1 protein-coding gene is annotated in these 12,858 nt (G+C 68.5%); it reads right to left on the reverse strand.

The features are described from left to right. On the reverse strand, positions 1–12,858 hold a 12,858-nt coding region (locus ON44_RS29195), incomplete at both ends, for a non-ribosomal peptide synthetase (protein WP_040695761.1).

Below are 12,858 nucleotides of genomic sequence, written 5' to 3' on the forward strand. Positions count from 1 at the left end.
CGGGCCGGGTTCAGGATCTCCACCAGCCGCTCGAACGGCAGGTCGGCATGTCCGAAGGCACCGATATCGATGGCGCGCACGCTGCGCAGCAGCTCGGTGAAGGTGGCCTCGCCGTCGATCGGGGTCCGCAGCACCAGGGTGTTGACGAACATGCCGATCAGATCGTCGAGCGCACGCTCACCACGTCCGGCGATCGGCGTACCGATCGCGATGTCTTCCTCGCCGGACAGCCGCGACAGCAGCACGGCCAGCGCGGTGTGCGCGACCATGAACAGCGTCGTACCCCTGGTGCGCGCGAGTTCGGTGAGCTTGCCGTGGGTTTCGGCATCGATCTCGAAGACGTGCGTCGCACCGCGACCCGATGCCACCGCCGGACGCGGCCGGTCGGCGGGCAGGTCGAGCTGTTCGGGCAGGCCGCGCAGGGTCTTGGACCAGAACTCGATCTGCGCCGAGATCACCGATTCCGGATCGGATTCGGCGCCGAGCACCGCGCGCTGCCACAGCGCGAAATCGGCGTACTGCACCTCGAGCGGCCGCCAGGCGGGCTCGCCGCCCTCGACGCGCGCGGCGTAGGCCGTCATCACGTCGCGGGTGAGCGGGCCCATCGAGAAGCCGTCGGCCGAAATGTGATGCACCACCAAGGCGAGCACATGTTCGGTCGGGCTGATCTCGAACAGCTTGGCCCGGAACGGAACTTCGGCGGTGACGTCGAAGCCGGTCAGGATAACCTCCGCAACGCGCTGCGGCAGTTCGGCCTCGGTGACATCGATCGGCGTCAGATCCGGGATCACCCGGGCGGTGGAGACGGTCTGCTGGTAGGCGGTGCCGTCGTACTCCGGGTAGAAGGTGCGCAGCGATTCGTGGCGGGCCAGCACATCGGCGACCGCGATCTGCAGTGCCTGCCGGTCGAGCAGACCCGACAGCCGCACCGCGGCCGGGATATTGTCCACGGCCGATTCCGGATCGAAGCGGTTGAGGAACCACATGCGCTGCTGGGCCAGCGACAGCGGCACCCGCTCGGGGCGCTGCTGCGGCACCAGGGCCATCCGACCACCGGCACCGGCCCGGGACTCCGCGCGGGCCGCGAGCGCGGCCACCGAGGACGCCTCGAACAGTTCACGGACACCGAGATCGGTATCCAGTGCGGCCGAGAGCCGGGCGGCGACCTGGGTGGCGCTCAGCGAGTTGCCGCCGAGTGCGAAGAAGTCGTCGTCGAGTCCGACGCGTTCCAGGCCGAGCACATCGGCGTAGGTGGCCGCGATGATCTCCTCGACCGGTGTGGTCGGCGCGCGGAATACCGCGGCCTCGAACACCGGCGCGGGCAGTGCCTTTCGATCCAGCTTGCCGGAGGCGTTGAGCGGGAAGGCGTCGAGCACGATGACCACCGACGGGACCATGTACGCGGGCAACTGCCGCGCCAGATCCTCGCGCACCGTCTCGATATCCAACCGAAGGTTCGGCGTCGCGATGACATACGCGACGAGCTGGTCGCCGGTGTGCTGATCACCGCGCACCACGACTACGGCCTGGGCGATCTCGTCCAGCGCGGTGAGCGCCTGCTCGATCTCGCCGAGTTCGATGCGCAGACCGCGCAGCTTCACCTGGAAGTCGGTGCGGCCCAGGTAATCCAGCTCACCGTCGGCCGTCCAGGCCACCAGGTCGCCGGTGCGGTACATGCGCGCGCCATCGGTGGCGAACGGGTTCGCGACGAACCGATCGCTGGTCAGATCCGGACGCGCGACATAGCCGCGCGCCAACTGGGTGCCCGCGAGGTACAGCTCACCCGCGACACCCACCGGCACCGGGCGCAGCCGCGAATCGAGCACGTAGACCTGGGTATTGAAGACCGGCGCACCGATCGGCACGGTGTCGGTATCGGTCGCGACCACCTCGTGGAAGGTGACGTCGACCGCGGCCTCGGTCGGGCCGTACAGGTTGTGCAGCGCCGCACCGGTCAGCTCGCGCAGGCGATGCGCGGGCTTGGGCGGCAGCGCTTCACCGGAGGCGAATACCAGTCGCAGCGAATCACACCGCGCCGCGGCGGCATCGGCCACGAAGACCGACAGCATGGACGGCACGAAGTGGGTGACGGTGACCCGCTCCGCGGTAATGATCTCGGCGAGGTAGGCCGGATCGCGATGCCCGTCCGGCTTAGCGATGACCAGCCGTGCACCGATCTGCAGCGGCCAGAAGAACTCCCACACCGAAACGTCGAAGGTGGCGGGCGTCTTCTGCAGTACGGCGTCGGCGCCGGTCAGCCCGTAGGCCGACTGCATCCACACCAGGCGGTTCACGATCGCGGCATGGCTGACCGCCACACCCTTCGGACGACCGGTCGAACCCGAGGTGAAGATCACGTACGCGGTATTCGACGGGCGCAGCGGCGCACGCCGTTCCGCCTCGGTCACCGGCTCGTCCGACAACCCGAACAGGTCGAGCAGATCTATGCGCACCTGAGCGGTATCGATCTTCAGATCGTCACCGGAGGTCAGCACGCAGACCGGATCGGCGGTGGCGAGAATGTATTCCGTGCGCTCGGCCGGATGATCCGGATCAAGCGGCACATACGCGCCACCGGCCACGGCCACCGCGTACATGCCGACCACCAGATCGATGGAGCGCCGCATACCGAGGGCCACATACGATTCCGGGCCGACACCGCGTTCGATGAGCCAGCGCGCCAGGCCGTAGACCCGGGCGCCGAACTCGGCGTAGGTCAGACTGGTCCCCTCGAACGTCAGCGCGGTCGCGTCCGGAGTCGCGGCGAGCTGGGCCTCGAACATGGAGACCAGCGTGGACCCGTGAGCGGAGCCCGCTGAGCGAGCCGACAACACAGCGTCTACGTCGTGTGCGGTGTCGTTCCAATCGGACACCACGAGCTCACGCTCGGCGGTATCGAGCAGTTCGATATCGCCCACCGCTGCAGCGGGTTCGGTGGTGATCGCGGTGAGCACCCGCACCAGGCGGTCGGCGATGCGACGCACTGTCTGCTCGTCGAAAAGGTCGCGCAGGTAGCCCGCGCGAACCCGCAGCTGGGAGTCCAGCTGCGCGATCAGGGTCAGCGGATAGTGCGTGGCATCGGCGGCCTGCATATCGACCACGGCCATGCCATCGATATCGGCGGCCTGCGCCCGGATGCCCTCGGCATCGACCGGATAGGACTCGAAGACCACGAGCGTGTCGAACAGCCCGCCGATACCGGCGGCGGACTGGATATCGGCCAGGCCGACGTAGTGGTGATCGAGCAGATCCGCCTGCTCGCCCTGGGTCCGGGTGAGCAACTGCTCCACCGATTCCGACGGATCGAAGCGCACCCGCACCGGGACGGTGTTGATGAACAGGCCGACCATCGATTCGACGCCGGACAGCTGTGCCGGACGACCGGACACGGTGGTACCGAACAGCACATCGTCACGGCTGGTCATCCGGCCGATCAGGATGCCCCAGGCAACCTGCAGCACGGTATTCGGCGTGACGCCGAGCGAGGCGGCCAGTGCGGTGAGTCGCGCGGTCGCCTGCTCGTCCAGCTCGAAGAAGTATTCGCCGGACAGCGTGGTGATTTCGCGGCTCGCATCCGGGCGCGAGAGCAGCGTCGGTTCGCTGACACCGCGCAGTGCGGCGGTCCACGCGGCCACCGAGGCCGCATGATCCTGCTGCCTGGTCCATTCCAGGAAGTGCCGGTAGGAGCGCACCGCGGGCAGCACATTGGCATCGGCGTGCGCCGCGTAGAGCACCAGCAGATCCCGCATGAGCAGCGGCATGGACCAGCCGTCGAGCAGGATGTGGTGGTTGGAGACCACGAACTGCCAACGGTCGGCGTCGGTTTGGATCAGCGTGAAGCGGATCAGCGGCGGCGCGGTCAGATCGAAGCGCTGGGTGCGGTCGGCGGCGATGAGATCGGCGGCGTCGCCGGATTCGATCCGGTCGTGCTCGGCCCAGGCGACGCGGGCGCTGTCGAGGACGACCTGCACCGGGTTGCCGTCGTTATCGGTGACGAAGGCGGTGCGCAGGTTCTCGTAGCGATCCACCAGAGCCTGTGCGGCCGAACGCAATCGGGTCGGATCCACCCGCCCGGTGAGCGTCAGTACGGCCTGCGCGGTGTAGACGTCCACCGAGGTGGCGGCCAGGCGCGCGTGGAACAGCAGACCCGCCTGCAGCGCGGACAGCGGCCAGATATCGGCCAGTGCCGGGAAGCGCTGCTCCCAGTTGTCGATATCGCGCTGGGTCGAGCGCACCAGGGCGAAGTCGGACGGTGTGTGCCCGCCCGCGCCGTTCGAATTGGCATGCCGGGCAACCGCTTCCAGTGCGGTGGTCCACAGTTCGCCGAATTCCCGGACCTGCGCGGCATCGAGCAGGGTGCTCGGGTAGCCGATATTGGCGGTCAGCTTGTCGCCGACCACGATGGCGTTGATATCCAGCGGCGCCATCGCGGGCATATCCGCGTCGTAGGCGCCACCGAGCGCACCGAGTTCGGCGGCCGGGATCCAGCCGAAGCCGCGCAGCGCCTCGGGCACATCGCCCTCGGAGACGCGGCCCAGGTAGTTGAAGCTCACCTGTCCCGGCTGTTCGACGGGCAGTTCCGTCGCGGTGGCCGCATTCATGTAGCGGAGCAGGCCGTAGCCGATGCCCTTGTCCGGCACCGCGAGCAGCTGCTCCTTGACCGCCTTGACGGCCTTGCCGAGCGCGGGGCCGCCGGTCAGCGCGGCATCGATATCAATGCCGGACAGGTCGAAACGGACCGGGAAGATCGCGGTGAACCAGCCGACGGTGCGCGAGAGGTCCGCGCCGGGCACGATGCCCTCTTCACGGCCGTGGCCCTCCAGGCGGATCAGCAGCGCGTCGTCGGCGCGAGCGGTGCTGCGGCCCGCGCGCCACTTCGCGGTCGCCAGGGCGAGCGCGGTGAGCAGACCGTCGTTGACACCGCCGTGGAACAGCGCGGGCACAGTGGTCAACAGCGCCTTGGTGACCTCGGCCGACACCTCGACCTGTAGCTTCTCGATGGCACCCGAGGTATCCACGGTCGGGTCCAGCGCACGCTCGGTCAGCAGCGGATCCGCCGTGCCGACCACCGAGCGCCAGTAGTCGAGTTCGGCCACCCGCTCGGCACTTTCGGCCTCGCGCCGCAGTGCGTCCGCCCAGGCCCGCATCGAGGTCGCGGGCGCGACGAGCTGTGGTTCCTGGCCCGCGGTGAGCTGGCCCCAGGCGGCGACGAAGTCCGGCACCAGGATGCGCCAGGACACACCGTCCACCACGAGGTGATGCGCGGCCACGATCAGGCGGCCGCCGCGGCTGCCGTCCGACGGTTCCAGCCAGACGAACCGAACCACCACGCCGGCCGCCGGATCGAGTCGATCCAGTGCGGCATCCAATGCGGCGGAAGCGATTTCGAACAGTCCGGCGTCGTCGATACCGGCATCGAATTCGGTGCGATCGATCAGCGCGTCCACGTCGACGCTGCCCGGGTCGACGGTTTCGAGGGTCCAGTCCTCACCCTCGCGGTACAGCCGGGCCCGCAGCATATCGTGGCGGTCGACCACCGCGGCAACGGTTTTCGCGATGCCCGCGCGATCGATGCCGACCGGCAATTCGAGTGCCATGGTCTGGTTGAACCGGCCGAACGAACCGTTCCGCTGCGCCATGAACCGGACCACCGGGGTCAGCGGCATGGCGCCGATGCCGCCACCGGGCAGCTCGGCCAGCGCCTCGACGGCGGTCTCGGTGCTGTCGGCGGTCTCGGCGACCGCGGCCAGTCCGGCCACGGTGCGCTGCTCGAAGACATTGCGCGGGGTGAAGACCACACCGCGCGCCTTGGCTCGCGAAACCAGCTGGATGGACACGATGCTGTCGCCGCCGAGGGCGAAGAACGAATCGTCGACACCGACGCGCTCGACGCCGAGCACCTCGGCGAAGACCTCGGCAATGGTGTGCTCGATCGGCGTGCGCGGTGCGCGGAAGACCACCTCGGTCGCGAACACCGGCTCCGGCAGGGCCCTACGGTCCAGCTTGCCGACCGGGGTCAGCGGAATGTGGTCGATCACCATCACCGACGACGGCACCATGTACGCGGGCAGGCGTTCCTCGACGTGCGCGGTCAGCTCGGCGACATCGATCGAATGACCCGGCACCGCAACCACATACGACACCAGCGAGGTGGCACCCGCCGCGCCCTTGTGGCCGACGGTGACCGCGAAGTCGACGGTCTCGTGCGATGCCAGCGCCGCGTCGATCTCACCGAGTTCGATACGGAAGCCGCGCACCTTCACCTGGAAGTCGGAGCGGCCCACATATTCGACCTCGCCGGTACGGGTCCAGCGCACCACGTCACCGGTGCGGTACATGCGCGCACCCGCGACATACGGGTTGGCGACGAAGCGTTCGGCGCTCAGACCGGCGCGGGCGTGATAACCGCGCGCCAGCTGGATGCCCGACAGATACAGCTCACCCGCGACACCCACCGGCACCGGCCGGAGCTGGGCGTCCAGGATCAGCGACTGCATGCCACGGATCGGCGCACCGATCACCACCGTGTCACCGGCCACCAGCGGCTCGCTGATATTGGTCATGATGGTGGTCTCGGTCGGACCGTAGCCATTGTGGAAGTTGCGGACGGCCCCGTTCTCCAGCGGCACCGCCCACTTCGCGACCAGATCCGCCGGAACCGCCTCACCACCGGCGACCAGTACCCGCAGCGAGTCCAGGCCGGTCGGATCGAAGGTGGCCAGCGCGGCGGGTGTGATGAACGCGTGCGTGACCCGCTCGGTGCGGATCAGCTCGGACAGTTCCTCACCGCCGTACACACCGGGCGGCGTAACCACGAGCGCACCGCCCGCGCCGACCGCGAGCAGCAGTTCCAGGATCGAGGCGTCGAAGCTGGGCGAGGCGAAATGCAGTGCGCGCGAACCGGAATCGAGGTCGTAGCGCACGATCTGCTCGACGCTGAAGTTCGCGAGTCCGGCATGGGTGACCACCACACCCTTGGGCACACCGGTGGAGCCCGACGTGTAAATGACGTAGGCCGGATGCGCCGGACGCAGCGGGCGGATCCGGTCGGTGTCGGTGATCGGACCGCCGTCGAATCCGTCCAGGTCGAGCTCGTCGAGCACCAGCCAGCGCACCGAATCCGGCAGGCCGTCACGAACCGTCGCGACCGTCAGGCCGACCGGCGAACCGGAATCGGTGACCATATGCGCGATGCGCTCGGCCGGGTAGTTCGGGTCGACGGGCACGAATGCCGCACCCGTCTTCGATACCGCCCAGGCGGCGAAGACGGAATCCGCGGACCGCGGCACACCGACGGCGACCAGATCCTCGGTGCCGATGCCCTCGGCAATGAGCAAGCGCGCCAACCGGTTCGACTGCTCATCGAGGTCGCCATAGGACACACGTGTCCCCTGGAACACCACGGCGGGCGCCTTCGGATCCATCGCCGCGGCCTCGGCCAGCAGCTCGGGCAGGGTGCGCGCGGGCACCGCGGGCGCGCCGGTGCGGGCGATCAGATCGGCCCGCTCCTGCGCGTCGAGCACATCGATGGCACCCACCGTGACGGTCGGGTCGGCGGCAATGGCCTCCAGCACCCGCCGCCAACGCTGCGTGATCAGCTCGGCGGTCGACTCGTCGAACAGCTCGGTGGCATAGGTGAGCGCCAAAGTCATTCCGGCGGAACCGGTTTCGGACAGCGTGAACTGCAGGTCGAAACGGGCCACATTCTCGTCGAGGTCCAGTGCGGACACCGAGAGACCCGGCAATTCGAGTGCGGTGCGCTCCAGGTTCTGGAATGCGAGCATCACCTGGAACAGCGGATTGCGCGCCTGCGAGCGTTCCGGCGCGAGCAGTTCCACCAGCCGTTCGAACGGTACGTCGGCATTGCCGAAGGCATCCAGGTCGGTCGAGCGCACCCGGTCCAGCAGCGCCGTGAACGATTCCGACTGATCGATACCGGTGCGCAGCACAAGGGTATTGACGAACATACCGACCAGATCGTCGAGCGCCTGCTCACCACGTCCCGCGATCGGCGAGCCGACGGCGATATCGTCGGTGCCCGACAAACGGGCCAACAGCACCGTGAGCGCACTGTGCATCACCATGAACAGCGACGCACCGCGTTGGCGCGCAATACCTTCCAGCGCCGCGATCAGTTCGGCGGACAGTTCGGTCTGCAGGGTCGCGCCGCGATGCGAGGCGATCGCGGGACGCGGCCGATCGGTGGGCAGCGGCAGTTCGTCCGGGATGCCGTCGAGTGCGCGCCGCCAATGCGACACCTGACGCGCCATCAGCGAGGTCGGGTCGTCCTCGGCGCCGAGGACTTCGCGCTGCCAGATGGCGAAGTCCGCGTACTGCACCGGCAGTGGCGCCCAGCCGGGCGCGGCATCCTGGGCACGCGCGGTGTAGGCGAGCATCACGTCGCGGGTCAGCGGGCCGATGGAGAAGCCGTCGGCCGCGATGTGGTGCACCACGACGACGAACACATGCTCGTCGGCACCGGCGGAGAAGAGCCTGGTGCGCAGCGGAGCCTGTTCGGACACATCGAATCCGGTGGTCACGAATTCGGTCACCACCGCGGTCAGCTCGGCCGGATCGACCGAAACCGGCTGCAGGTCGAGCGCGATCGCGTCGGCGGGCACGATGACCTGGACCGGGGTGCCGCCGTGCTCCGGATAGCGGGTGCGCAGCGATTCGTGCCTGCGCACCACATCCGCCACCGCCAGCCGCAGCGCCTCGATATCGAGCGCACCGGTCAACCGGATGGCGACCGGGAGGTTGTACGCCGCGGATGCGGTGTCGTACTTGTTCAGGAACCACATGCGCTGCTGCGCGAACGACAGCGGCACGAGTTCGTCGGCCTTGCGCGGACGGGCCACGAGCCGGGCGCGCGCGGCGCCGTCGGCATGCGATTCCACCCGGGCCGCGAGCGCTTCCACGGTGGAAGCCTCGAACAGCGCGCGCACCGGGACGGTGGTGCCGAGCGCCGCGCCGATCCGGGCGACCACCCTGGTCGCGATGAGCGAGTTGCCGCCGAGGTCGAAGAAGTCGTCGTCGACACCGACCCTGGGCAGGTCGAGCACATCGGCGAAGACCGCGGCGACGGTCTCCTGCACCGGCGTCACCGGGGCGCGGAAAGCCTTGGCCTGCACCGCGGGCGCGGGCAGCGCGCGACGGTCCAGCTTGCCGTTGACGGTCAACGGAATCCACTCGAGCCGCACCAGCGCCGCAGGCACCATGTACGACGGAAGTCGTTCCGCCGCACCGCTGCGCACCACGTCGAGATCCGGGATCACATCGGGTTCGGCGACCACGTAGGCCACGATCCGCTGATCGCCCGGCTGGTCCTCGCGCACGATGACCGCGGCCTGGGCGATGCCCGGCTGGGCCAGGATGGCGGATTCGATCTCACCGAGTTCGATGCGGAAGCCGCGCACCTTGACCTGATCGTCGGCGCGGCCGAGGTATTCGAGTTCGCCGAAGCGGTTCCAGCGCGCGAGGTCGCCGGAGCGGTACAGGCGCGTGCCCGCGGCCTCCGCGTCGGCGAGGGGGTTCGCGACGAATCGGGTGGTGGTCAGGTCCGAGCGACCGAGGTAGCCGCGAGCCAATTGCGGTCCCGCGACATACATTTCGCCCGCGACGCCGACCGGCACCGGCCGCAGCCGGTTGTCGAGGACGTACACGCGCAGACCCGCGATGGCGCGGCCGACCACGCTGCCGGAGGCGGCGGCGATGGTCGCGGCGTCCAGCGCACGGTAGGACACGTGCACCGTGGTCTCGGTGATGCCGTACATATTGACCAGCAGCGGAGCGACATGCGCCGAGCGCTTGTCGGTGCCGTCACCGTGTCGGGCAACCCAATCCGAGAGCCTGCGCAGTTCGAGGGCTTCACCGCCGAACACCACGTAGCGCAAGGCCAGCGGTTCGGCTTCCGGTGCGGCATTGCGATCCGCCTCGGCCAGTTGGTAGAACGCGGACGGCGTCTGGTTGAGCACCGTGACCTGCTCCACCCGCAGCAGTTCCAGGAACTGCTCGGGCGAGCGCGAGGTGTAGTAGTCGACGACCACCAGGGTGCCGCCGAACAGCAGCGGACCCCACAGCTCCCACACCGAGAAGTCGAAGGCGTAGGAGTGGAACAGCGTCCACACATCGCGGGGGCCGAAGCCGAAGTCGCGATCGGTATTGGCGAAAAGCCGCACCACATTCCGGTGCGCGACCGCCACACCCTTCGGGCGGCCGGTCGAGCCGGAGGTGTAGATCACGTACGCGACATTGTCCGGGGTGAGCGCCGCGAGGCGATCGGCGTCGGTGATCGGGGCATCGTCGGCGTCCTCGACATTGCCGGTCTCCACCGCGAATCCGTCGAGTACCACGGTCGGCAGTTCGTCGGGCACGGTCACCTGGACCGTGGAATCGAGGATCACGCTGGTCGGACGCGAATCCGCGAGCACGTAGGCGATGCGGTCGGCCGGGTAGGTCGGATCGACCGGCACATAGCCCGCACCGGTCTTCACCACCGCGAGCAGTGCGACCACGAGATCGAGCGAACGCGGCAGGATCACCGCGACCAGCGATTCGGGACCCGCGCCGTCAGCGATCAGCCTGCGCGCCAACACATTAGCGCGCCGATCCAGTTCCGCGTAGGTGAGCGATTCGATGCCGAATTTGGCCGCCGTATTGTCCGGATGCGCGGCCACCGCTTGCTCGAACAGGTCGACCAGCGTGATACCCGGTGCACTGAATCGCGGTGTGCTGCGTCGTATCAGGGCGCTCCCGGTGCCCTCCGTGGTTACCCGGGCTGCCGCCTCCGGACCCGTCGCTCGCGCCAGGCTATCGAATCCGGACGACACCCAGCGCTGCGACACATTGAGCCGCTCGGCCTCACCGAGCAGATCGATATCGCCGATGACGATCTCGGGATCCTCGACCACACTCTGCAGAATCCGGACCAGGCGATCGGCGAACGATGCCACCGTCTCCGGATCGAACAGCTCGGTGGCGTAGTTCCACGACATGCCCAGCGCACCGTCGGCGGTCTCGCCCACGGTCAGCTGCACATCGAATTTGGCTGTGCCAGGGTCGAATTCGACCACCGACAGCTCGACACCCGGCAGCGCGACGGTGCCCATATCCGCGGCCGAGGCGGCCTCGAAGGTCAACGCCACCTGGAACAGCGGGTGGTGCGCCTGCGACCGAGCCGGGCTGTGTCTACCCACCCCGGCGGCTCCGCCGCCTTGCCGTCCCCAGAGCACATCCACCAGCCGCTCGAACGGCACATCGGCATTGGCGAAGGCCGCGAGATCGGTGCGGCGCACCTGCGCGAGCAGATCGCCGAACTTGACGCTCGGCTCGACCTCGTTGCGCAGCACCAGCGTGTTGACGAACATGCCGACCAGATCGTCGAGCGCACGTTCACCGCGGCCGGCGATCGGGGTGCCGATGGCGATATCGGTGCTGTTGGACAGCCGGGCCGCCCAGGCCGCCAGTGCCGCGTGCATGACCATGAACAGCGTGACCCCGCGAGCGCGGGCAAGCTCGGCCAGTGCGGCGTGCAGTTCGGCGTCGATCGAGAAGCCATGGGTGCCACCGGCATTGGACGCGACCTCGGGCCGCGAACGGTCGGCGGGCAGTTCGATCTGATCGGGCAGATCGGCCAGCTGCTCGGTCCAGTACGCGAGCTGCTGTGCCGCGACGGATTCCGGATCGTCCTCGCTGCCGAGCACCGCGCGCTGCCACAGCGCATAGTCGGCGTACTGGACATCCAGCGGCGCCCAGGCGGGCACCTCACCGCGACTGCGCTCGGTGTAGGCCAGCACCACGTCACGCAGCAGCGGACGCAGCGAGAAGCCGTCACCACTGATGTGGTGCATGACGAGCACCGCGACGTGGTTCTGCTCATCGATGCTGAGCAGGTTGGCCCGGAACGGCACCTCACTGGTCACATCGAAGTGCACGCTCGCCAGCTCGACGATGCGCGCGGGCACCGCGCCCGGCGCGATCGCCTCGGTCCCCAGCTCGAAGCGCACCTCGTCGGTGTGCAGTACGTGCTGGTAACCGGTGCCTTCGACCTCCGGGTAAATGGTGCGCAGCGCCTCGTGGCGGGCCAGCACATCGCCGACGGCGGCGTTCAGCGCGACGATATCGACATCGCCGGTGAGCCGGACCGCGACCGGGATGTTGTTGACCGCGGTGCGGTTGTCGAAGCGGTTCAGGAACCACATCCGCTGCTGGGCCAGCGATAGCGGAACCAGTTCGGGACGCGGTTGCGGAGTCAGCGGTGCGCGACCGCCTTCGCCCGCCGCCGATTCCACCAGTGCGGCCAGTGCCGCGACATTCGAAGCTTCGAACAGCGCGCGCACCGGGATCTGGGTGTCCAGTGCCGCGCCGAGTCGTGCGGCCACCTGGGTAGCGATCAGCGAGTTGCCGCCGAGTTCGAAGAAATCGTCGTCCAGACCGACGCCGTGTCCGACGCCCTGCAGACCGAGCACCTCCGCGAAGGTCCCCGCGACGATCTCCTCCACCGGGGTGGTCGGCGCGCGGAATACCTTGGCCGCGAACGTCGGTGCGGGCAGCGCCTTGCGATCCAGCTTGCCGGAGGCATTGAGCGGGAACTCGTCGAGCACCATGTAGGCCGCGGGCACCATGTACGCGGGCAACTGCTCGCCGAGCGTGTTCTTGACGGTCTCGATTTCGATGGCCCGGTCCGGATTCGCGACCAGGTAGGCGACCAGCTGATCGCCGGTGCGCTCATCCGAATGCACCAGCACGACCGCCTGTGCCACCGCGGCCTGCGCGGTGAGCGCCGACTCGATCTCACCGAGTTCGATACGCAGACCACGCAGCTTCACCTGGAAGTCGGTGCGGCCCAGGTACTCCAGT

Origin of the sequence: Nocardia vinacea NBRC 16497, from assembly GCF_000308835.1 — a bacterium.
GTDB classification, from domain to species: domain Bacteria; phylum Actinomycetota; class Actinomycetes; order Mycobacteriales; family Mycobacteriaceae; genus Nocardia; species Nocardia vinacea.